The following is a 22,367-nucleotide window of genomic DNA, read 5'->3' on the forward strand; positions in this document are numbered from 1 at the left end:
GTATCATGCGCATTCGCACGCCGCTGCCCTCGAATTTCGAGGCGCTTCTTACGGATTTCTTCAATGACGCCGATGAGGCGGGAGAAATCCCGCAGCCTTTGCATCGCTTCTCCATCGGCAGTCTCGAAGCCGCATGGGACGTTGCGGCGCAGGCTCGCGCGTTGCCTCGGCGCGAAGAATACCATCGCGATGCTCGGCAAATGGCCTACCGCGACGAGAGTGAAATCCCGCTCGCGGCCTTGCTCGATCCGCACAGAATTCTGAGCGAGCTCGGGCTGCATTCCGATGCGACGGAAGGCGAAATCTCGATGCTCCGGCGAGAATTCGCGCTGCGCAATCATCCCGATCGCGTGCCTGCCGACCTCAGAGATATCGCGACACAACGCATGATGATCGCGAACGACCTTATGGACCGGCATCTCGCCAAGCTTCGCCGCTCGAACGGTTAACGACCGGTAGCCAGACTTTGTTAAAATGCGACCTGCCCCGTTCGCGATGTTGCGACGAATATCGCGTATGGTCTCCGGTATGGCTCGAGACGGCCGATCGAAATCACGGGGACTACGATGAGCGAGAATAGAGTCGATTTGCAAATCCTGCGCGCGCGCATGACGGGCCTTGGAGAGCGGCTCGACGGCGTCTGGTCAAGCCAGCTGCGCGAGCATCGCCATCTCGATCGCGACACAACGGAATGCGCGTACTGGCATTCGGGTTATCATCAGGCCCTCGCGGATCTCGTCAACCTCATCGAGGGCCCGCGTCCTATCTCCGGCATTTCGGGCAAGTCCAATCCGTCCCCGCTGGCCGGCCAGGGTGCAGAAAATTTCCAACCGGCATGAACTGGTGGAACATCTCGCATTCTTTTTCGAAGGCCTGCTGCGGCTGAGCGAAATGACGGAACTTGAACTGCGAAGCCGTGCCAATTCGCTGCTTTAATACTGCTTTCAGATCGTTGCCGTCGCTGCCAACGAACGTAATTGAAAAGCGGCCGAAATTATCGATGAAGCCCAGGGCATAAGCACCAGGGCAATTCTCGACCAGCTCTTCTTCGATCGTGTCGGCGACCAAATCGAACGGGCCTCGCAATCCCGTGCCGAGCACTTCCTGCTGCGTCATATCAACGGATCCTAAATATAGATCGCATTCGCCTGCCGCCCGCTCGCAACCTCGGCGGCAGATGACTTTTGACTGTCATCGCGCCGTCGTTGCTGCGACTGATCGGGCATTCCACCCTCACGCCGCGGCATGCCGTCGTCTTGCCGTCCACCTAGGTTCGCGCGCGCCTGACTTCCGTCCTGGAACGACGAGCCGCCGTTGTTCAGAGAACTGTTCAAGTTTGAATTAAAGCTTGCGGAAATATCGGAGACTTTCAGGCTCTTCACATCGTAGCCCGCATCGCGCAGGCTTTGCTCCAAGCCCTTGCGGTCGTCGTCAAGAAGTTTGGCCGTCGCCGCCTTGGACGTTTCGGCGTTGATATCGAGAGCGCTGGCTTTGAGAGTGAGCTTCAATCTCACCGTTCCGAGATCAGGTGGGGAGAGCGTCAAATCGATCGTTCTCAAAACCTGCCCTGCGACGGGCGGCCGGTCCGGTATCTGTCGCGGACTGAAGGTCTCGGCGCTGCCGCTATCGTCGGCAAGAGCCGTCAGCACGCCGCTACGAACCTGTTGCGTGGCAGCGGACATGATATCCGGTGTTTCCGGGGTTTCGTGGGTGATGTGCTCGGCGGGCGCCACGGCGGACGCGTCCGAAATTCGGCGTGGGCTTGCGTCGCTGGACCCAGACTGCTCGCGCGAGCCTGATCTGCCACCCTGGGCGCCGTTGAAGTTTTGCTGTGGCGCTGCATCAGCCGCAGGCGTCTGCTCTGCTCGCGCCGCGAGCGTCATATCGCTGGAGAGCTTGGCCATGCCGTCATCGCTTTTGCTCGCCGTAGCGGCGGCCAATGCAGACAACGGGTTTTCCGTAATTCCCTTGTTCGCCGAAGTTTCAGAAACTCTGGCGCGCGATCCGGCATTTGGATCGTCGAAAATCCAGTGCGCTTCGCGCGAATGAACCGCAATCGGTGCCGTGACTGTTTCTTCGACCGCTGGCTTAGTCGCGGGCGTCGTGTCTTGCGCCGCCATCAGCCGCTGCCTGGCGTCCAGCAACGCAACAATGCTGGCTTGCTTGAGTATGTGACCTGGAATTGTCGCGCTCTTGACGTTCGGCGCGGCGCTCTGGCTGTCGTCGTTCGACGTCTGATCCTGCGCGGCCCCTTGTGCAGGTGCCGTATTCCATACGGTGGGCGGATTTGCCAAAATCGTGGCTTGCGCATTTCCGGAGGACGCTTGGCTACCGAGCGTGTCGATGGTCGCCTCGAAAGATGTTTCCGAACCATCATCCCCTTCGTTTTCGCGATGGGGCTTTTCCGAAACTTTCGCGGATGTATCGACCGATTTTGAAGCGGCGCGCTGATCACGGACGTCTGCCTTGTCGGCGGGACGATCGCGCACCTGATCGTCCGCCACATCGGCATCGTGCGCCTTTGGGGTCGACCTCGAGGCGGCGCGCATTTGCGCACCCGGTTTCGACGAGCCCGACCGTGAAATCGTATCGATAATGCTTTGGCCCTGCGCGGCGCGAGAAGCGACTTCGGTCATTTTATATTCCCGGACATGATCATATCGGCTTCTTCGATCGCGGCATCGGCGCTTTTGACGGCACTCGAAACGCGCGACAACTCGTGCGGCGCACTCGAATTTTCAGCGCCCGCTTTATCACCGGCATTGCGGGTCTCGTTTCCTGTCGCAAATTTATCCAGCGTGACGGTTTTCGCGATGTATCCCGCGACCTCGTGAATTTCGACGTCGTTGCCCGAAAGGCGATCAGCCGTGATTTGATGCAAGGCCGTCAGCGCATCGGCCGCGCGCGTTGTCGGCGCGTTCGCCGCAGCTTCATAAAGCGTAGCTCGGACAAGATCTTCGGGCTTATCCGGCTTTAAAGACAGAGCTTCGCTCGCCGCGGCTCGTGCGAAAATGATCCGGCCGGACGGCAGGCTTTCCGCAGCCATCGCCAGGAGCAGATCAATTCTCGACTGACGATCTGCGGTCGATGTTGCCGCCGTGAGTTTGTCGACCATATCGCGACTATCGACTTCATCGCGCTTGGAGGCGGCGACCGAAAAGTCGCGAAAGAGTTTCCGGGCGTAGATGGATTTTCCAAAGCGCCGGAGATAGTCGGTCAGCAGCAGCATGGCGCGGGGCGTATCGCCCTTGCCGACGAGAACCGGAATTTCGCGCCGAACGGCCGCTTCCTCGATGGCAGTATGAGGACAGGCGAGACGTGCTTCATCGAGGAGCGCGAGGGCTTTTTCGTCGTCGTTGCCGATGTAAAGAGACGCTCGCGCCAATGCGAAGGGCCCGACCAGGCTGACGTCGAGGGAGCGCGGATCGACGTCGACCCAAAGTTTTCGCGCCGCGTTCGTCTGACCCTGCGCATACTTGATGATGCCTTGCGCCAGCGTGCGGTCGGCCTCATAGCGCGTCTCATCGTCGGCTACCGGCTTCAATACGCCGTAGTCGCCACCGCTCAGCACGTAAACGAACGCGTCGCGAACTTGGGAATGATTGTCCCAATCAAGCTTTTCGAAATTGCGCAAGACGGCGGAGATTTCCGTCAGGAGCCGGCCTTGATCCGCAAGCGCGCCGTCATCGCCGCGCACGACACGATCCTGGACGGCGCCCAACCGTTCCAGTAACCGGCCGAGATCGGCACCTTTTTGCGTATTGACGCCGAGACCGCCAATGGCTGCTTCCATTCTGGCATTTGCAGGTGCAGCTGGTGTCGCGGAACTCGCGGTTAGCATCGGCATCAGATAGACGTACGCGCCTGCCCCTATGCCGGAAAGCACGACCGCAGCGCCGGCGATCATTGCCAGGCGCTTCATTTCTTTGCCTCTTTGATGAGGATATCGATCCTGCGGTTTTCCGGCGCCTCGCGATCGGATGGGATCTTTGGATCTCGGTCGGCTCGGCCTTCGATCGCCGTGAAACGCGTTTCCGAAATGCCTCCGCGCACAAGCATATAGTAAGCCATTTGGGCGCGCGCGGCGGAAAGCCTCCAGTTGTCGTAATTGCCATTTTTATAGGCGCGGCTGTCAGTATGACCGCGAACAACGATGCTGCCGGGCAAGGATTTCAGAACGTCGCCAACCTTGCTCATGGCGAGAACCAGCGCCGGACGCGGCTTTGCGGAGCCGACTTCGAACATGCCGAAGTTGGCGCCATCGAGCAGACTGACGAGCAGCCCTTCGGACGTCGCTTTCACCTCGATCTCGGGCGCCGCGCGAGAGCCTTTCGCCAAGGCGCTGCTGATATCGTCTTGCAACTTTTTGGCTTTTTCTTCGGCGGCTTTATCAGCGGTCTCTAACGGCTTCGGCGCATTTGCGGCCTGGCTCTGATCCTTGGCGTTGACCGCGGCTCTGGCTTGCTTCGTGTCCTGCGCTTCCGGCGAACGCGCATTCTTCATTGCGTCCTTACCCGACACGCCGGAGGGCGGCGGGGACGCTTTCGATGTTTCCGCTTGAGGCACGGGAGCGGCCGGAAGCGGCTGCGTCGCGGGTTTTTCGGTGGCCGACGATTTTCCAGTCCGGCGATCGGCGCGATCAAACGGATCGCTGATGTTGCCGTCAACTGAACTCGCCGCCGTCATGGCCTGACTAGTTTTGGCTTCATCCGCGAGCTTATCCAGAAGCTCACCTGGATTGTCGAAGAGCGCTTCTTCTTTCTGCGCTTGCGAACTTTTTCCACCGGCTGCAGCGCTTGTCTTTTGCGCCTCCTCGTCCATCGCCTCGCCGACGTGGGCTTTGGTTGCCTTGGGCGGGCTAAGCTTTTGTTTTTGATCCGGCTGTTCGCTTAAGCCTTTTTCGCTATTTTCCTTATTTTGCTTGGTATCGATTTCGTTCAGGTCTTCAAGACCCTTGGGCGCAGCAAAGCGATCCGTCAGGCGCATCGGATTGAAGTAGGCCGCAACCTGGACAATGGTTTTCTTGTCGGCGGCATTGATCAGCCACATGACGAGGAAGAACGCCATCATGGCGGTCATGAAGTCGGCGTAGGCGATCTTCCAGACGCCGCCGTGATGCTCTTCTTCGTGGCTGCGGCGACGACGTACAATGACCAGCGGTTGCGATGAAACGTCTTCCTGGCCATTGCTCATGTCGACGCCTCAAGCTCCGAGATCCATGTGGCAATGTTCGCTTCGATGACCGTATCCTCGATGTGTGCGCGCACGTCGGACGACGCGCTTTCCGAATAGCCGATCTGAAACGCATCGTTCGGCAACGAGCCGCGCAGGTGCTGCAACATTTCGGCAGGAGCTTCGATATGAACTTTGGCGCCTTCGACGAGCGCTCGCGTGATGGCGCCTTCCAGGTCTCGCATGGCGCGCTCCCGCAATTGCTCGACCAGCCACGGGCGAAGAAGCGTTGCGACGCGCTCTCCGACACTGCGCTCGATCAGCTTCACTGCGCCGTCCAAACGCGCAGCAAGAACGTCGGCGCATTCTTGCCGGAAACCATTTCGTTCGAGATTCAGCCGTTCGAGAAACAGCGTCTCCGCTTCCGCAAGTCTCACGTCCGCGTCGGCCTGGGCTTCGGCGCGCCCCTCGGAGAGTCCCTGCTGATAGCCGTCGTCAAATGCGGTTTTGAGTTCGGTTTCGTGGTCGGGCTTCGCCTCGCCGGCGTGCGGACTATCGAAGTCCGAAAGCATCGGAAATGCCCGACTGAGCGCCCTGGCCGTCATCCGTTCTTGACCCAATGCTTCATGATGGCCGTGGCCTGATCTTCATCGCGATCGATGATCGCGCCGAGCTTTTCGACGGGGCCAAACGCCAGCGAACGGCCTAACGAAAACCCGTCGCCGGCAAAGCCCGACGAACCGAAATCGGCTTCGAACGGATTGGCCCCAGGTTCGAGCAGCGGCGACGCCATCTCCGGCATGTCGAGAGGCGCGGTGACGCCATCCGCCATCGCCGGTCCTGAGAGCGCCGCGATCGAGCCGCCTTCGATAGCGGTCGCGCTGCCGGTCAGCAGCATCCGCATCACGGGTTTGAATCCGGCGAGCACGACGATGGCCGCGACGAGAAGGATGGTCAGCGACTTTATTCCGGTTCCGGCAAGCCCCATCAGCATCGGGGTCCAGTCGCTGCTCGACGCCGAGGTTTCGCCGAAGGGCGATTGCGCGAATTCAACCGCCGCTACGCTGATGCGATCGCCGCGCTTGGTATCGAGACCCGCGGCGGACAGCGCGACCTTCTCTATTTCGGCAACCTGCTTGTCGATGTCTTCGCTTTTGGCATCCTTGCCGATGATTTCGGCTATGCGCTTCTTGTTGACGACAACAGCAAGCGAAATACTGTCGACCTTATAGCCTTCGCTCGTGGTCGAGGCGGAACGCGAACTGATTTCGTAGTTCGTTGTTTCCTCTTTTCGGTCCTGCGCCCGCTTGCTTTGCTCTTTTGAAGTTGGAGCCTCGTTGGGAATATTCTGCTCGACGCTGACATCGGTTTTGCCGGAACCATCGGTCGAGCTTTGTGCTTCCTTGATGACGCGCGTCGACCGTTCGACCCTGGATTCTGGATCATATTTCGTCTCGGTCGTCTGGTGCTTGTCGATGTTGAGGCGCGCGATCGCGCTCACTTCGAAATTGTCGATGCCGAGGTACGGCGACAGGGCGCGACGCACGCTATCTTGCACCTGCTTCGAGATCGTGCGCTCGAGATCGAGCATTTGGACCGGCACATCGCCGGTCGCGCTGCCGCTGCCGCCGAGTAACGTTCCGTCCGTGCCTATAACCTGGACGTCTTCCGGTTTCATGTCCGGAATGGCCGCTGCGATGAGATGCTTGATGGCGGGCGCCGGCGTTGCATCGCTCGCGACGTCGGTTTTAATGACGACAGATGCCGTCGGCGTCTGCTTTTTTGTCCGCAAGCCGTTTTGATCCGGCAGATAGATGTGTACGCGAGCGGCGCGAATGCCCTTCAAGTATTGGATCGTGCGCGAAAGCTCGCCCTCAAGTGCGCGGACACGCGTCACTTCCTGCATGAACGAGGTAAGACCCAGCGCGCCGAGTTTGTCGAAGAGTTCGTAGCCGGCGTTCGGACTTCCGGGCAGGCCTTTTTCGGCGAGCAAGGCGCGAGCCTGTTCGGCTTGCCCGATCGCCACACCGAGCTTCGTTCCGTCCAAGCTGGCTTCGAATGGAATTCCGGCCTGCGCCAGTTCGCGACCCATGCTGCTGATGTCCGGCGGGGTCAGGCCGACGTAAAGCGTCTCGAAGCTCGAGCGCGAGGCAAAATAGCTGCCGATCGAGATCAGCGCGAATACCAGAAAGCCCGCCGCGCCGAGCGCCATCAAGCGCTGCCGTCCCAGACCTGCGAGACTGCTATATAGATTCTGGAATTGACGCAAATCCATCTCTCGGACCCTACCGGCATGGTTCCAGGCCGACGGTAGAGAGCGAACCTTGTGTAAAGGTGACGGGCCGCCCGGTCCTCGCCTCGGCTGCAAAAGCAACCAGAGCGCGGACCGTCGACCCGTCTCGATAGAAAGGGACGTGAGATAGGTTCGGAGCCTGTCAGCGCCGAACCTTATTCATCAGCCGCGGAAGAGCGAGAGGATGTTCTGGCTCGACTGGTTGGCAATGCTGAGCGCCTGGACGCCGAGCTGCTGCTTAACCTGCAATGCCTGAAGTCTCGTCGATTCTTCGTTCATGTCGGCGTCAACGAGCTGCGAAACGCCCGTCGTGATCGAATCGCGCAGCGTCGACACGAAGTCGCTCTGCAGATTGATACGGGTCTGGTTGGCGCCAAGCCCGGTCGCCGCAGTCGTCATTTCGTCGAGTGCCTTGGAGACCGCCTGGACATAACCCGAGAGCGTCGCCTGGTCGGTAGCGCTGTTGGTCAGGCTGCTGATGTCGATGTTCATGAGCGACGTGCCGCCCGTCGCGACAACGGCGCCCGCCGAATCACGCTGCGAGTCGAGGATACCGCCGGCTCCGGTGCCGGTGCTGGCATCGAACAGAATGGCTTTCGACGTATCGACCGTGATGTAACCGATCGAGACGGTGCCGCTCGAATTGCGCGTGAACGACGAAACGATCGATTTCGTCGCGTTGTAGCCGGTAACCGAAGAGTCGACCGAGAGCCAGTTCTCGCCAGAGAAGCTTGCCGAATCGGCAACGCCCTTGAGCTGGTTCTGAAGTTCCGTGATATCCGACTGAATCTTGCTCTTATCGACGCCCGGTCCGAGAGCTGCGGCCAGCTTCTGCTTCATCTGCGAGACGAGATCGATGCTGCTGTTCATCGCGGTGTAAGCGACGTTGACGGTGCCCTTGCCAAGGCCGAGTGCGTCCTGAACCGTCGAAAGCGCGGCGTTGTCGGAGCGCATCGACGTCGCGATCGACCAATAAGCGGCGTTGTCGGAAGCGGAAGCGACGCGCAAGCCCGTCGAAATGCGGCTCTGCGTGGTCAGCATGTCTTTCGACGTCTGCTGCAGTGACTGCAGCGCGGTCATCGCTGCAACGTTGGTATTAATGCTATTCATGCCCATGTCCCTTGTCCTTCTACTCGGCACTTAATATGCGCGTTACTGGGGACATACCGGGTTTGCCGGCCTGGCAGATCGGCTTCATGCCTGTGGTTCGACTCGACCACTCTGTCATGGGCAATGAAGTACCGGAGAGTTATTTCTTAATGGTTACCAGCCGGGCCCGTGGCGAAAACAATTGCCAAGCCCAGGTGCCGCGGCGGCGCGAAAATTCGGCCGCTTTATGTGAAAGATTTGACGAGCGCTCCGACGAGCAAGCTCCAGCCGTCGACAAGAACAAAGAACAATATTTTAAGTGGTAGAGACACGACGGTCGGAGGCATCATCATCATGCCCATCGCCGTCATAATCGTTGCCACTACAAGATCGATGACGAGGAACGGCAGCGTTACCAGGAAGCCGATTTCGAAGCCACGCCGCAGTTCCGAGACCATGAACGCCGGAATGAGGACGCGGAGGTCGTCGGGGCCGGCTTTATTCGCATCGCCGAAACGCTCCGCCGAGAGGTCCTGGAAAATCGCGATGTCCTTCTCTCGGACGTTCGCTTTCATGAAGATGCGAAACGGCTCGGTCGTGCGCGTATAGCCGTCTTGCTGGCTGATCTTGTTCTCCACCATTGGCTTCACGCCATTATCCCAGGCCGCCTGGAAGGTCGGCGCCATGACGAACAGCGTCATGAACAGCGCAAGACTGACGAGAATCAAATTGCTCGGCGTCGTCTGAAGCCCAAGGCCCGACCGGAGGAACGACAGCGCGATTATAAATCGGGCGAATGACGTCACCATCATCAGCAGGCCGGGGGCCACCGACAGCACGGTCATCACGACCAGAAGCTGAACGATGCGGCCGGAGACCGATGCGTCGCCCGCAGGGAAAAGCGTGTTGAGGTCGATCGTCTGGGCGAGCGCCGCCGTCGGCGTTAGCGCTAAGAGAGCGAGCGCCAGCAGGATTAATCGCTTGCTCATTCGATCACGAACCCGCCGATCAGCAAGCCAAGGACTGTGCCCCGGCCACGGATTCTCGCGCGATCCTCGAGTTGCTCGCGCAGGTTCTGAAGTCCCCTGACGCCCTGGATGTCCGCAACCGTCAAGCCCTTGAGGTAGGCGATGATATCCTCGCGGACTTCGTTCTTCAGCAAACTGCCTTCGGATGTGCCGTGCACGGCGACAATCGATACGTCCAGGCGGACGCGCGACTTCGGTTCGCCGCTCAAGTCGACGATGATCGAGGGGATTGCAATTTCCAGCGCATCACTCGGAAAACGTCCGGCCGACGGCGTTTCAGGCGCGATGCTTACTGGTTTTGCGTCTTCTACAGGTATCGGCGCGGGGCCGACCGGAATGGCGAAATATCCGAACGCGCCACCGCCCGCGACACCGAGAACAATCGCCGCGATCATGGATTTCACGAGGTCCGCCGTGCTCGGTCCGGCGCTCGGAGCAATTCCATTACTTGGTATGAGCGCCTGCGCCATGTCCCGCCTCGATCCTAGAACGGCGCTACGATGTCGAGAATCTGCTGGCCATAAGCGGGCTGCTGAACCTCCATTACGCGGCCCCTGCCGCCGTAGGAAACCCGTGCTTCGGCGATTTTGTCGTAGGAGATCTGGTTGTCCGTCGAAATATCGCGCGGCCGGATGATGCCCGCCACGCTCAGGACGCGAACCTCGAAGTTGACGCGCACTTCCTGCGTGCCGCTGATGACCAGATTGCCGTTGGGCAGAACTTCGCTGACGACAGCGGCGACGAGAAGGTTGATGTTCTCTGACCGCGTGATGCCGCCTTTCGAGTCCGTGGACGTCGTGCGATCGAGATTGCCGTTCAAGCTGCCGGAACCCGCAGCGCCGGCGCCACCGAAGCCAAAATCATAGTCGAGTGCGGACGTAAGGCCGACGCTCGAATCGCGCTTGCGGTTGAGCGTGTTGCCGAGCGTCGCCTGATCCTTGATCTGGACCTTCACGGTGACGACGTCGCCGTTCTTGAAAGCGCGGGCGTCGCGAAACAGATCGGCGCCGGAATCACGCCACGTCGAGTTGCCCGAGGTATAAGCGGCCTTCGTTACCGGAAGCTGGACGTGCGGCAGGCGCTCAGGCAGCAAGCCGCTTCCGACCGGCGACATGACCGGCTCGCGGCCGACCTCTTTCAGCTGGTCCATCGCGCATGCCGGCAGCAGAAGCGCCAGACATGCCGCCGCGAACGCACGCGATTTTGGCCTATTGATGCTGGGCATTGGCCATCGACTCCAGCTTCGCCGCGACATCGCTAGCGCCGGCAATGATCGTCGTGATGCGCGAGGCTTTCGTTACCTCCATTTCCGCCAAAATGAGGCTGCTAACCTTCGGGGAAAGCTTCGCCGTGATGGCGGCTGCGGTTAATTCGTTCATCTCGGTCAGCTGACGCGCGGCCGCGTCAGGCTTCATCTTGCTGTAAATGTCCAAGAGCGCGGTCGTCGCGTGCGCGGTAAACTCTTCGCGCTTCTTGACCCAGCTTTTCAGCTCCGCCGTCTTGGCATCGAGAATTGCGACGCGGCCGGCGAGCTCCTTGCGCGCCTTTTCGAGATTGCTCGTCTGCTGCGCGATTTGCGCCGCGGCAGCCGCATCGACGACGCTTGAGCAATATTGCTCGGCTGGACTCAACTGCTGCGGCGTGGCGGGCGGCAACGGCAGCGAGTCGATGGCCTCTCTATCCTTGTCGGGTTTGGCGTCGCCCGTCGCCGAGGCAGGTGCAGCAAGCAGGATAGCAACGCTAAAGACAGCCGCGACGCAGCCATACCGCGCAACTTGCGATAATCGGGATGGATGTTGCGCGGCTGCGATCGTCATTGCACCACAAGCTCCGCCTGCAGCGCGCCGGACGTCTTCATCGCCTGGAGAATGGCAATGATGCCGATGGGCTTCAGCCCCATGCGATTGAGCGCCGAGACGAGTTCCCTGAGACTTGCGCCGCGTATGGTTTCGATGCTGCCGCCAGCCTCGTGAACATCGACCTCGGTATCGGGAACGGTCACTGTTTCACCATTTGAGAACGGCAACGGTTGCGAAACCTTGGGCTGCTCCTTCACGCGCACGGTAATGTTGCCGTGCGCGACAGCCACCGTCGAAATGCGCACTTCGCTGCCGATGACGATCGTTCCCGTTCTTTCGTCGATGACAACGCGCGCAGTCTGATCGGGATCAACTCTGATTTCGCCGATTTCCGCGAAAAGGCGCGTCGCGGAAAGACCGCGCGGGCGATTGAGCGTGATGCTTTGAAGATCTTCGGCCCGCGCGATCTTCATGCCGTAGCGCTGGCCGGCGAAGGCGTTGATCGCGTCCTGGATGCGGATAGCCGTCGTGAAATCCGGGTTGCGCAATTCGAGGACCAGCGGCATCCCCTCGATGGACATCCCGGGCGCGTTCTGTTCGACAATCGCGCCGTTCGGAATGCGTCCGCGCGTCGGAATGCCTGACGTGATGCTTTCGGCCGCGCCCTTCGCGAGATAACCGGAGATCGTCACCTGACCTTGCGCGGCGGCATAGATCACCTGATCGGCACCTGATAGCGATGTCAAAATCAGCGAGCCGCCCGCAAGCGATTTCGCGTCGCCCATCGATGAGACGGTAATGTCGAAGCGCGAGCCTTTGGTCGCGAAAGGCGGAAGCTCGGCGGTCACCATGACGGCGGCGACGTTGCGCGTGCGCGGCTCATACTGCGAGCCACGAATGTTGACGCCCATCCGATCGAGCATCGCTTGCACGGATTGCTGCGTGAACGGCGAGTTCCGCAGCGTGTCGCCCGTTCCGTTCAATCCGACGACGAGGCCGTAGCCCACAAGCTGATTGGTACGAATGCCTTTGACGTCGGTTATGTCCTTGATGCGCGTCGCGGCGCCGGCAGAGGCCGCTCCGAAAATCAAAAACAGCAATGCGACGCAAATTTTCATTGCTCGTCGACCGCCAGGGTTTGATCCGCCTGCACGCGCGCCTTGAACATGATGCCGCTCGCCGGATTGCGCACCGGAATGATTTCTCCGACCGCGCCGGCCTTTTGCGCAATGCCTTCGCCCACGATCGAAAGCGACTCCGAATTGTAGATGACTTTGTAGGACTTACCCTGCAGCACGGCATCCTGCTCGCGCACGGCCGATCGCGGCACGTATTCGTTGCGCAGCAAAGTTCGCCGCGCCATCTTGCCGATCAGATCCTTGGGATTTTCCCCGAAAACAGCGGCATTGGCGGAGCTGACGCGAACTTTGCGCTCGACGAGCGCATCCGCCGTGATCATGTCTCCGGGATAGATGACGTTGGTCGGCACGAAGACCGTGCGCACGGCATCTTCCGCAGATGCGACGCCGCCTAGCCCGATAAAAATAAGCGCGCCGAGCGCCAGCGATTTCATCATGGCATGTTCTTTGTGATGGTGCTGAACATGTCGCTGGCAGCGCTGATGACCTTCGAATTCATCTCGTAAGCGCGCTGCGCCGCGATCAGCTCGGTGATTTCCTTCACCGGATCGACGTTGGAGCTTTCGAGATAACCCTGGTGAATTTTGCCATAGCCCGGATCGCCGGGATTGCCGATCACGGCGTTGCCCGACGCCTGGTTCTCTCGAAACATGTTGCCGCCGAGCGCATCGAGGCCGGTCTCGTTCGCGAAGTTCGCGATGGCCAACTGCCCGAGAAGCTGTTGCTGCCCGGTTGCGCCGATGATCGCGTAAACCTGCCCGGCGGAATTGATCTGAACGTCGGTCGCGGTCTGAGGAATCGTAATGTTGGGAATGACGACGTTACCATCGAGCGTCACGAGCTGGCCGTTCGCATCCTTATTGAATGCGCCATCGCGTGTATAGAGAATCTCGTTGTTTTCGCCCTGAACCTGAAAATAGCCTCTTCCGTCGAGCGCCACGTCGAGCTTGTTGCTGGTCGGCGACAATGCGCCTTGCATCGAGAGATGGCGAATGGCGACGGTGCGGACGCCGAGGCCAAGCTGGTTGCCTTCCGGGATCATGGTGTCGTCGTCGCGCGCCAAGGTGCCAGCCGCGCGATCGGTCTGATAAAGAAGATCGGTGAACTCCGCGCGAGCGCGCTTGAAGCCCGTCGTATTGATGTTGGCGACGTTGTTGGCAATCACTTCGACGTTGGTCTGCTGTGCCGACATGCCCGTTGCGGCAATCGAAAGCGCTCTCATCGATTACGTCCTCAAATCTGCATTCGGCTGATTTCCTGGTACGCGCCCACGACTTTATCGCGAACCGCCACCACCGTCTGAAGCGTCTGCTCGGCCATCATGACGGCCTGCACGACCTGCTGCAGCGACGCCTGCCCCTTCATTCCGGCCGTCGCCGTCGTCTCGCCCGCCTTGATTGTCGAAACCGCATCAGCCGCCATCGAGGCGAGCGTATCGGCGAAACCCGTATCGGGCACAGCGCCGGCGGACGCGGGCGGCGTAATCGCAGGAGCACTCGTCGCCGCGGCGCCGCCGATGCGATTGATCTCGGGAGACAGCATCGCAATCGATAGGCTCATGTCGACCTCATCAAATCGATGGTCATGGAAACGAGTTCGCGCACCTGCTTGATGACTTGCGTGTTCGCGGTATAGGAGCGCGAGGCTTCGCGCATGTCGGCAAGCTCAACCAGCATGTTGACGTTCGGCATCTTGACCATGCCATTGCCGTCGGCAGCGGCGTTGCCGGGCATGTATTGCGTTTCGAACGGCGCTTCATCACGTGCGATCTGGTCGACCTGCACGAGGTCGGCGCCGGCGTTCTCGTCCATCACGCTTTGAAAACTGATCGTCTTGCGCTGATATGGATCGGCGCCGGGCGTCTTGCCGGTCGTCGACGCATTGGCGATATTTTCCGAGACGACCCGCATGCGCGCCGACTGCGCGAAGAGCCCGGAGGCCGCGGATCTTGTCGATGCGACGAGAGGATCGCTCATCTTCAGCCTTTCGTAACCGTGCGCAGCATGCCGGAGAACGTCCGCAGAATCTGCGTGTTCATGCTGTAGCCGCGCATCACATCGTTCGATTTCAGGAATTCCTGCTCGAGGCTGACGTCGTTGCCGGAAATCAGAACCTCGGCCTGCTGGGAATCGTTGTCTCGAGCTTGGACCAAGCCGTCACCGGACGGCGAGAAATGATCGCCATTCGTCACCGCCATCGGGACCGACTTGCGCATCGCGTCTTCGAAGCTTTCGACGTCCTTCGCCTTGTATCCGGGCGTGTTGGCGTTCGCGACGTTCTGGGAAATCACCGACTGGCGCTGTGTAAGCCACTCGTTTTGGCGAAATGCCAGGTCAAAGAGTTGCAGCGGCTGCATTCGGTGATCCTCGATATGGCTCTCTCCTTGTTTGCATGCGCCAGCTTGCGTCGGCCTGAACAGATGCCCGGCGGAGGGATGTCGCGGAACATGTCGCCAGTTTGCTTTTCAGTTCAGGCGGGCTTCGCCGAGCGCGTCATGCAGACGATTGGTGTTCTGATCCGGCGCGACCGATTCGCCATCGAACGAGATGTAGGTGATCTCGACGCCCGCCTCTTCCGCTTCGAGCTGCAAACGGAAATAGACGTGGATGGCCTGGTGGTGGAACTCCATGTCAAACGACACGCGGGGCTCGTTTCCCCAATCGATATAGACGTCCCCCGAATGGCCGAACTTCAGCGTTTCGGGTTTGAAGGACAGCTCGATCGAGGCTTGCACCAGCGCGCCGACGCTGCCGATCTGGCCAGACTTCAGGAAAGTGACGATATCGGGCAGGTCGATCAGCCGCAAATCGGCGGCGACGCTGCGAACGCTGTCGCCCAGAATCCGCTCACGTTCGAAAGAGTGATCGACGCGAACCTTTTGTATCATCGACGAGCGCCCTTCAGGTGCGGACAGGGTTGTGGTTATTCCGCCGTGCCTGCAGGCGGATCAAGATTTCCGCGATGGCCCGGTAGAACTCGGCAGGGATCATTTGATCCACCTCTACTTTTGCATAGAGGGACCTTGCGAGAGCCTTGTCTTCTATGACGGGAATTGCATTTTCTTCGGCGATCCTGCGGATTTTGAGCGCGAGGATGTCTTGTCCCTTGGCAACGACGCGCGGCGCGCCACCTTCCGAGCGCACGTAGCGCAGCGCCACCGCGAAATGTGTCGGGTTGGCGATGACGATCGTCGCCTTCGGCACGCCTTTCAGCATGCGTTGACGTATGCGGGCCCTGGCGATCGAGCGGCGCCGCGCCTTCATCAGCGGATCGCCTTCCATCTGCTTCTGCTCGTCCTTGATTTCCTGCTTCGCCATGCGCAACGAGCGCCGCCACAGAACGTGCGCGACGGGCAGGTCGAAAATCAGGAGGCTAAAGGACAGCAGCGCCAGGGCGGTCAGAAGCGCAACGACGCTTTTCTGTGACAGAGCCAGAATGGCGGTGGGGTCGTTCCAGATCGAGTTCGTGAAGTCGTGCCACATATACATCAGGATCGCGACGCTGGTCACGACGACCACGATCAATCTCAGCGACAGTTTCATGAACTCGAACAGGCCGGACAGGCTGAACATACGTTTCAGGCCCTTGCTCGGCGAAAGGCGCGAGATGTCAGGGATGACGCGCTTGGCAACTGGAATGGGAGGGTTCTGCGCTACGGAAGCCATCACACCGGCGGCGCCGAACGCCAGGATGATCGGCGCCGTGACGACAGCCGCCGCCCTGCCGACGACATCGAACAGCAGCATCACGTCGCCACCGTTCCCGAGCCGGATCGATCCGGCGTTCGCAAGCAGCCCGATCAGCAGGGTCGCGAGATGGGTTGTGAAGGTCTGTCCAAGCACAGCGATCACGAGCAGCGCCGCCATCAAATACAGGAAGTTCGGGACTTCGCGCGATGATGGGACATTGCCGTCGTTGCGCGCATCCGACAGCTTTTTGTCGGTTGCTTCCTCTGTCCGGCTTTGCTGGTCTTGTTCGGACACGGAAAGATCCTGCCGCTATCGGCTTAGGCGGCTGCCTGAGACGGAACCTCGATGGTGCCTTCCGCCGTCAGGCGCAGAACGGAATCGACGATCGCACGCCGCGCCTCGGCGACGTCGCGTGCCGCGACGTTCGCCGGACCCTGCAATTCGGCTTCGGCCATGCGTCGCGCACGCGGCGACAACGCAGCCAAGACTTTGTTTTGAAGTTCCGCATCCGCGCCTTGGAGCGCGATAACCGTCCGCTCGACGGGAATCCCATCCATCAGAACAGTCATGGCCCGCGCCGGAAGCATAACGAGATCCTCGAACTTGAAGAGCATCTTGCGAATGGCTTCGGCGTCCTTGGGCTTGATCGACGTCAGGTATTGCAGAATGGCGGCGGACTCATCCTTGTCCATGTTGTTCAAGATACCGGCCATCGTCAGATGCTTATCGGAGGAGCGGCGATCGTTGTCGAACAGCTCCGCGTGCAGCGACGTTTCAAGAGCCTCGATGACTTGCGGCGCGACCTGACCGAGCCCCAGAATGCGATTCATCAGATCGTTGCGCTCGGCGGGCGAGAAGCTTTTCAGAATGCTGGAAGCGCGTTCGCTTCCAAGCCGATCCAGGTAGTAGGCCGCGACCTGCGGCGACTGAGCCCGCATGTAGCCATGCAGAATGTCGTCCTGGAGAGCCGCAAACCGCGCCCAGATATCCTGATGCGTGACGAATGAATCGGCGTCGAGCGACGACTTGTTTTCGGTGATGACGTCGGTCACGAGACGTTTCACATCCTCGGGGCGTCCGACGAACGGCGTGCCGAGGCCAAGCTGGCTTTCGAATTCCTCGACGATCTTTTCCAGCTCTGACGCCGAGATCGTCGGCATGACCTCGGTCGAGCGAACGATGATGTTCAGCTCTTCCGGATTGAATTTTTTCAGGAGACCGCTTGCCCGCTCCTTACCAAGCGCCAAAAGAAGGACGCCGACTTTCTCGGCTCCCGTGAGGGGGCGCGAGGCGTTATGTGAGTCGGGTCCACCGTCGCGCGGCATCATGGGATTTGCCTACTTGCTCGGGCTGATCTTGCCGACTTGCGTCAGCACGACGCCGAAACGCGACGACGCTTCGTTGAGGATGACGACCTCACCGCGGGCGATCAGATGGCCATTCACGAGAATATCGACCGAATCACCAACCATCTTGTCGAGCTTGACGACCGAACCTTTCGCCAGCTTCGTGAGCGTTGCGACGGGCATTTTCGCGGAGCCGAGCACGACCTTCATCATCACGGGCAATCCCGCGATCATGGCGCTGTTGTCGGCCTCGACGTGCGGTTCGCCCATGCTTGCCGCATCCGAACCGGCGGGCATAATGTGCGGAAAGCCGCCCGCGCTTTCGGCGTCGGCAAAGCCGCTCGCGCCCATGCCGGCAAAGGGCTGATCGAAGTCCAGCACGGCAGGCTCGCCGCCGTGCTCCGTTTCATTCATGTCGCTCGCCGTCATCGCCTTGTGCCTTCGATTCGCTAGTCGCCAATTCGCGATACTTACCGTTCAACCCTGCCGCAGCCTTGTGCTACGCAACACCCTTAGAGGCCGTAGAATTCATCGATCGACTCTTTGTTCTGATCGAAGTCGTCCTCGATCCGTAATGTCAGTGTGCCGTCGCGCTTGCCGAGTTCGCACCAGAACAGCGGGATTTCATCCGCGTCGAGGCGAACGCGCGCCAAGGACGTGCTCGTCAGCTCGACGACGGAGCCCACCGCAAAGCGCTGGACTTCTCCGAGCGAGATAGGGCGTTCCTCCAGAATGCCGTTGAGGCCGATGAAGGCCCGCGCGATCTCTTCTGAAAGTTGCTTCGACCAGGACGAATCGTCATTCACGCGCGCGGAGGCGGGCGCGCCGGGCGCGGCCTCTCCGGAAGGCGTCGCGGTGAGCAGATCGCGGACGGGCTCGATCGCGGCCTGCGGAATGACGATCGTCAAAATTCCCGTCTGCCCGAAGTATTCGATCGCCAAGCGCGCCGTGATGACCGGAGACGATGTGCTCAGTTGCGGCTCGAGTTCGATCTTGTCGACGACGTCGCCAACTTCGAGCTGGACATCGACGAGGATCGAAAATGCGTGCGTAAGGGATCGCGCGACGCGTTTGAACATCACGCGGAGAATGTTGGCGTCCGTCTTGGTCAGTCTGCGTTCGGTAAGGCCGTTTTGAGGAAGGGCTTCGCAGCCCAGCGCCGATTCAACAAAAAGCGCGGTTAGCGTCGGATCGGAAATGAAATACAGCCAGTTGCGCCAGCGCTCGGCGCGGACAACGCCAGCGTAGGTATTGGCCGGAAGATTGCAGCTTTCGCCGATTGTCGAAGCGGAGAGATCGAGCAGCCGCGCCTTCATAGGCAACGACGAAACGCTGCCGAGCTCTTCGACCATCACGCGCGACAATTGACCGAATATCGTTTGCAGTCCCGGGAGTCGATCCGGCCGATTCTGGCCAGCCGAAAGGGCACGCTCCAGCGATTTGTGTGCGGCCATTAGCTTGGCGGGTGCGTCAACCGTCACGGCACGACCCGTCCTTTTGATCGACGACGATCTCGCTCAGCCGGCAGCGATGTCTTCGAACTCCGAGGGGCGCCGCAAGACATCATCAGGCCGCCTTTTTGCTTTCGCCTGCTCGCGCACCGCCGCTGATCGTCGCCGCCTCGACCTCGTTGATGGTCGGCCGCTCGTAAGCTGAGATGGCCTTGCGGCCGTGCTCGATCGCGACTTGCGGCATGGCGCCGTTCATGAACGCCAGCAGCGATTGCTTGACGATGACGTAAGACCGCAATCTCTTTTCGCGCACGATCTTGACCTTCGTGGCGAGGGGGCCGACGACGGCATAAGAGAAGAAGATACCTGCGAACGTGCCGACGAGGGCCGATGCGATCAGGTGGCCCAAAATCTCCGGCGACTGGTCGATCGCCCCCATGGCCTTCACAACGCCGAGCACGGCGGCGATGATGCCGAGAGCCGGGAGGCCGTCACCGACCGCGACGAGCGCGTGGTAGGCCTTGAGCTTGTCGTAGCGCGCCGTCTCGATCTCTTCGTCCATCAACGATTCGATTTCGTGGGTGCGGGCGTTGCCCATGATGATCAGGCGGAAATAATCGCAAATGAATGTCGTCAGCTCGTCGTCGGCGGTCACGCTCGGCGAGCGCTTGAAGACCTCTGAATCCTGCGGCGCGTCGATGATCATTTCCATCTCGGCCCGCGACTTGTCGCGCAGCTCGCGCATCATGAAAAAGAGAAGCGACAGCAGCTCGATGTGCTCATCCATCGTCGGCACGTCGTTGCGGAACGCCTGAGTGGTTGCTTTTCCGCAATCTTTGATTGTTTTCATAGGATTGGCGACGACGAACGTGCCGAGCGCGGCGCCGCAGATGATGACGTATTCCCAGGGCTGCCAGATGACCATGACGTGCCCGCCCATGGCCGTGAAGCCACCCAACATGCACGCCAGGGTGATGAATAGGCCGATCAGGATTGTCACGCGGGCACCCTCAAGAGATTCGTTCGGATATCCCATAAGTGGGGCTTCGCCTTGCGCGGGACTTACCCGCTCCGCCGGTTGGCGTTGCGGGAACCGGTCGTCAGTCCCCCACAAGCTCGTGTCCTTAAATTCTCGCACCCAGGACTGAAACAGCGTTTCCCAGTTGAGTCCGGATAGCGCCCGCGAGACAAACGAGCCATGCAATCGAACATTTATGTCGGGCTTTCCGCGCAACTCGCGCTTCAGCGCCGGCTCGATACCGTCGCCAACAATGTCGCGAACGCTTCGACGGCGGGCTTCCGGGCGGAAGAAATGTCGTTCGAAGAGCTTCTCACCAAATCCGGCCAGAAGTCCAGCCAGACGGGCGTCAGCTTTGTTTCCCAGGGCCGAACCCATCTTTCGACCGAGGGCGGCGAGATAACCCAGACCGATAATCCCCTGGACATCGCCGTCAGGGGCGACGCGTGGCTTGCGATACAAACGCCGACCGGCCCTGCATATACGCGCGACGGCCGCATGCAAATGCGTGCCGATGGCGTTTTGACCAACCTCGCGGGCGACCCCTTCCTCGATGCCGGCGGGACGCCGGTCCAGCTCAATCCGGACGGCGGTCCCATCACGGTCAACAAGGCCGGCACGATCTTGCAAGACGGCAATAATCTCGGCGCGTTTGGTCTTTACCGCATGCCGCAGGGAGCAAATCTCACGCGCGGGCATGGCGCTTCCGTTATTACCGACCAGCCCGCTGTTCCGGAGATCGACTTTTTACGCACGGGCGTCGTCCAGGGGTATGTCGAGAAATCGAACGTCAATCCCATTCTCGAAATGACCCATCTGACAACGCTGCAACGAAGCTTCGATGCTGTCAGCAACGTTCTGCGAGAAACCGAATCGTCGCTGCAGGACTCGTTGAAGACGATCGCAGGCTCATGATCGATCGCAGGGCCAACCCGTGACAGCAGCAACCGCCGCGACGGCGTTCGACCGGCTTGATACCCTGCTCGCCGCTGCTGCGGCCCGGCGGCCTGCGCATCGGATTTCGGGCAGGGTGGCGCGCATCAGTCCGACGTACATCGTCGTGACGGGGCTATCGAAATTCGTCTCCATTGGCGATGCGGTGTCGATTTCCGGCATCGGCGGATCGGTGCTGGCCGAGGTTGCGAGCATCGATGCTCAGGTCATCAACGTCACCCCATTCATCGCCGATCACCGGATCGAGCTTGGCGCGTCCGTCACTGCGCTGTCGGGCCAGCTGACGTTATCGCCGCATGAGTCCTGGCTCGGGCGCACGCTGAATGCCCTTGGCCACCCCATCGATGATCGCGGACCGCTCATTCCCGGCGAACGCGCCGTTCCGATCCAAGGCAGCCCGCCGGCCGCGATGCGTCGAAGCCGCCTCGGTGAAGCAATGAAGACCGGCGTCAAGGCAATCGACCTCTTCACGCCGATTTGCGCTGGTCAGCGCATCGGCATTTTTGCCGGATCGGGCGTCGGCAAATCGACGTTGCTCGCCATGCTCAGCCGTGCGCCCTCCAGCGACGTGACGGTTCTCGCGCTTGTGGGTGAACGCAGCCGCGAGGTTCGCGACTTTCTCGACGATACGCTCAGCGCCTCGCGCGATCGCGTCGTCTCCGTCGTTGCGACGTCGGACGAAAGCCCGATGATGCGCCGCCTGGCGCCCGCCGCCGCGATGTGCATCGCGGAATATTATCGCGACCAAGGCAAAAACGTTCTGCTGATCATCGATTCGCTGACGCGCTATGCGCACGCCATGCGCGAGCTGGCTCTTGCGTCCGACGAGCCGCCCGTCGCGCGGGGTTATCCGCCGAGCGTCTTCAGCGCACTGCCGCGGCTTCTGGAGCGCGCCGGAACCGGCGAAGAGGGCGCGGGCACGATTACGGCCGTGCTTTCGGTGCTCGTCGACGGCGACGACCACAACGATCCGATTGCCGATGCCGCGCGCGGAATTCTCGACGGACACATCGTGCTGGAACGGAGCATCGCGAGCCAGGGGCGGTTGCCGGCCGTCGATCCGCTGGCGTCGCTGTCGCGCCTCGCACCGAAGATTCGAACGAAACAGCAGTCGCAGTTTACGACACAACTGATCGAGAGCATTTCTCGTTTCGAGGATACGCGCGATCTCAGGTCTATCGGCGGTTACCGGCCCGGCACTGATCTGACGCTCGATCGGGCGCTCGAAACCGTGCCGCGCGTCTACGATGCCTTGAAACAGGATCTCAACGATCCTCCCGTCGAGGATGTTTTTGCGTTTCTTGCTCAAACCCTGTCGAACCCGCGCGCGAACGCTCCCCCGCCGCGTTAAGGCGATACATTTTTCGCGATGTGCGGGGGTGGACCTTG

Annotated in this window: 26 protein-coding genes; 3 read left to right on the plus strand and 23 right to left on the minus strand. The window is 60.4% G+C overall.

The features are described 5' to 3' along the window. Window positions 1-5 precede the first annotated feature (5 nt). A complete protein-coding gene (locus WC026_RS05400) occupies window positions 6-449 on the plus strand; it encodes a molecular chaperone DnaJ (RefSeq protein WP_372709805.1) in 444 nt (147 codons plus the stop codon). 313 nt (window positions 450-762) lie between these two features. On the opposite strand, the gene WC026_RS05405 is transcribed toward WC026_RS05400, so the two are convergent. From WC026_RS05405 to motA, 23 genes are all read right to left on the minus strand, one after another. Beyond that, on the minus strand, window positions 763-1,116 hold the full coding sequence (locus WC026_RS05405) for a hypothetical protein (RefSeq protein ID WP_372709806.1): 354 nt from the start codon (window positions 1,114-1,116) through the stop codon (window positions 763-765). Window positions 1,117-1,127: 11 nt separating this feature from the next. Further along, the gene (locus WC026_RS05410) at window positions 1,128-2,636 is read right to left on the minus strand and encodes a flagellar hook-length control protein FliK (RefSeq protein ID WP_372709807.1); all 1,509 of its coding nucleotides are present in this window, start codon (window positions 2,634-2,636) and stop codon (window positions 1,128-1,130) included. After that, on the minus strand, window positions 2,633-3,922 hold the full coding sequence (locus tag WC026_RS05415; RefSeq protein WP_372709808.1) for a hypothetical protein: 1,290 nt from the start codon (window positions 3,920-3,922) through the stop codon (window positions 2,633-2,635). The genes WC026_RS05410 and WC026_RS05415 overlap by 4 nt, the downstream gene beginning before the upstream one ends. Continuing rightward, the gene (locus WC026_RS05420) at window positions 3,919-5,193 is read right to left on the minus strand and encodes a MotB family protein (RefSeq protein WP_372709809.1); all 1,275 of its coding nucleotides are present in this window, start codon (window positions 5,191-5,193) and stop codon (window positions 3,919-3,921) included. The genes WC026_RS05415 and WC026_RS05420 overlap by 4 nt, the downstream gene beginning before the upstream one ends. Continuing rightward, window positions 5,190-5,777: a hypothetical protein gene (locus tag WC026_RS05425; RefSeq protein ID WP_372709810.1), complete on the minus strand. Its 588-nt coding sequence runs from the start codon at window positions 5,775-5,777 to the stop codon at window positions 5,190-5,192. The genes WC026_RS05420 and WC026_RS05425 overlap by 4 nt, the downstream gene beginning before the upstream one ends. After that, window positions 5,774-7,447: a flagellar basal-body MS-ring/collar protein FliF gene (gene fliF / locus WC026_RS05430; RefSeq protein WP_372709811.1), complete on the minus strand. Its 1,674-nt coding sequence runs from the start codon at window positions 7,445-7,447 to the stop codon at window positions 5,774-5,776. Before fliF ends, WC026_RS05425 begins: the two co-directional genes overlap by 4 nt. Window positions 7,448-7,627: 180 nt before the next feature. Beyond that, a complete protein-coding gene (locus WC026_RS05435) occupies window positions 7,628-8,581 on the minus strand; it encodes a flagellin (RefSeq protein ID WP_372709812.1) in 954 nt (317 codons plus the stop codon). Window positions 8,582-8,799: 218 nt separating this feature from the next. Further along, on the minus strand, window positions 8,800-9,543 hold the full coding sequence (gene fliP / locus WC026_RS05440) for a flagellar type III secretion system pore protein FliP (protein ID WP_372709813.1): 744 nt from the start codon (window positions 9,541-9,543) through the stop codon (window positions 8,800-8,802). Next, window positions 9,540-10,052: a flagellar basal body-associated protein FliL gene (gene fliL / locus WC026_RS05445; protein WP_372709814.1), complete on the minus strand. Its 513-nt coding sequence runs from the start codon at window positions 10,050-10,052 to the stop codon at window positions 9,540-9,542. Before fliL ends, fliP begins: the two co-directional genes overlap by 4 nt. Before the next feature lie 14 nt (window positions 10,053-10,066). Then, a complete protein-coding gene (gene flgH, locus WC026_RS05450; protein WP_372709815.1) occupies window positions 10,067-10,807 on the minus strand; it encodes a flagellar basal body L-ring protein FlgH in 741 nt (246 codons plus the stop codon). Further along, entirely contained in the window at window positions 10,791-11,399 is a 609-nt protein-coding gene (locus tag WC026_RS05455) for a MotE family protein (protein ID WP_372709816.1), read from the minus strand. The genes flgH and WC026_RS05455 overlap by 17 nt, the downstream gene beginning before the upstream one ends. Further along, window positions 11,396-12,499, minus strand: a complete 1,104-nt coding sequence (locus WC026_RS05460) for a flagellar basal body P-ring protein FlgI (protein ID WP_372709817.1) — start codon at window positions 12,497-12,499, stop codon at window positions 11,396-11,398. The genes WC026_RS05455 and WC026_RS05460 overlap by 4 nt, the downstream gene beginning before the upstream one ends. Continuing rightward, window positions 12,496-12,957, minus strand: coding sequence for a flagellar basal body P-ring formation chaperone FlgA (flgA, locus tag WC026_RS05465; RefSeq protein WP_372709818.1), 462 nt, complete (start codon window positions 12,955-12,957; stop codon window positions 12,496-12,498). Before flgA ends, WC026_RS05460 begins: the two co-directional genes overlap by 4 nt. Beyond that, window positions 12,954-13,742, minus strand: a complete 789-nt coding sequence (flgG, locus tag WC026_RS05470) for a flagellar basal-body rod protein FlgG (protein WP_372709819.1) — start codon at window positions 13,740-13,742, stop codon at window positions 12,954-12,956. Before flgG ends, flgA begins: the two co-directional genes overlap by 4 nt. A gap of 11 nt (window positions 13,743-13,753) precedes the next feature. Further along, on the minus strand, window positions 13,754-14,080 hold the full coding sequence (locus WC026_RS05475) for a flagellar hook-basal body complex protein FliE (protein WP_372709820.1): 327 nt from the start codon (window positions 14,078-14,080) through the stop codon (window positions 13,754-13,756). Then, window positions 14,077-14,496: a flagellar basal body rod protein FlgC gene (gene flgC, locus WC026_RS05480; protein WP_372709821.1), complete on the minus strand. Its 420-nt coding sequence runs from the start codon at window positions 14,494-14,496 to the stop codon at window positions 14,077-14,079. The genes WC026_RS05475 and flgC overlap by 4 nt, the downstream gene beginning before the upstream one ends. Before the next feature lie 2 nt (window positions 14,497-14,498). Then, window positions 14,499-14,876 carry a flagellar basal body protein gene (locus WC026_RS05485; protein ID WP_372709822.1) on the minus strand — a complete coding sequence of 126 codons (378 nt, stop codon included), beginning with the start codon at window positions 14,874-14,876 and terminating at the stop codon, window positions 14,499-14,501. 108 nt (window positions 14,877-14,984) lie between these two features. Then, window positions 14,985-15,407, minus strand: a complete 423-nt coding sequence (locus WC026_RS05490) for a hypothetical protein (RefSeq protein ID WP_372709823.1) — start codon at window positions 15,405-15,407, stop codon at window positions 14,985-14,987. Window positions 15,408-15,420: 13 nt separating this feature from the next. Next, the gene (locus WC026_RS05495; RefSeq protein WP_372709824.1) at window positions 15,421-16,503 is read right to left on the minus strand and encodes a flagellar biosynthesis protein FlhB; all 1,083 of its coding nucleotides are present in this window, start codon (window positions 16,501-16,503) and stop codon (window positions 15,421-15,423) included. A 23-nt stretch (window positions 16,504-16,526) separates the two neighbouring features. Beyond that, window positions 16,527-17,537: a FliG C-terminal domain-containing protein gene (locus tag WC026_RS05500; protein ID WP_372709825.1), complete on the minus strand. Its 1,011-nt coding sequence runs from the start codon at window positions 17,535-17,537 to the stop codon at window positions 16,527-16,529. Window positions 17,538-17,546: 9 nt separating this feature from the next. Beyond that, on the minus strand, window positions 17,547-17,984 hold the full coding sequence (locus WC026_RS05505; RefSeq protein ID WP_372709826.1) for a FliM/FliN family flagellar motor switch protein: 438 nt from the start codon (window positions 17,982-17,984) through the stop codon (window positions 17,547-17,549). A gap of 83 nt (window positions 17,985-18,067) precedes the next feature. Next, window positions 18,068-19,036, minus strand: coding sequence for a FliM/FliN family flagellar motor switch protein (locus tag WC026_RS05510; protein ID WP_372709827.1), 969 nt, complete (start codon window positions 19,034-19,036; stop codon window positions 18,068-18,070). An 85-nt stretch (window positions 19,037-19,121) separates the two neighbouring features. Next, on the minus strand, window positions 19,122-20,006 hold the full coding sequence (gene motA, locus WC026_RS05515) for a flagellar motor stator protein MotA (protein ID WP_372709854.1): 885 nt from the start codon (window positions 20,004-20,006) through the stop codon (window positions 19,122-19,124). Between the two features lie 198 nt (window positions 20,007-20,204). On the opposite strand from motA, the gene flgF reads away from it, so the two are divergent. Together flgF and WC026_RS05525 are read left to right on the plus strand one after the other, a co-directional pair. Continuing rightward, window positions 20,205-20,939, plus strand: a complete 735-nt coding sequence (flgF, locus tag WC026_RS05520) for a flagellar basal-body rod protein FlgF (protein WP_372709828.1) — start codon at window positions 20,205-20,207, stop codon at window positions 20,937-20,939. A 19-nt stretch (window positions 20,940-20,958) separates the two neighbouring features. Further along, the gene (locus tag WC026_RS05525; RefSeq protein ID WP_372709829.1) at window positions 20,959-22,329 is read left to right on the plus strand and encodes a FliI/YscN family ATPase; all 1,371 of its coding nucleotides are present in this window, start codon (window positions 20,959-20,961) and stop codon (window positions 22,327-22,329) included. Window positions 22,330-22,367: the final 38 nt, after the last annotated feature.

Origin of the sequence: Hyphomicrobium sp., assembly GCF_041674905.1 — a bacterium.
In the GTDB taxonomy this organism is placed as follows: domain Bacteria; phylum Pseudomonadota; class Alphaproteobacteria; order Rhizobiales; family Hyphomicrobiaceae; genus Hyphomicrobium_B.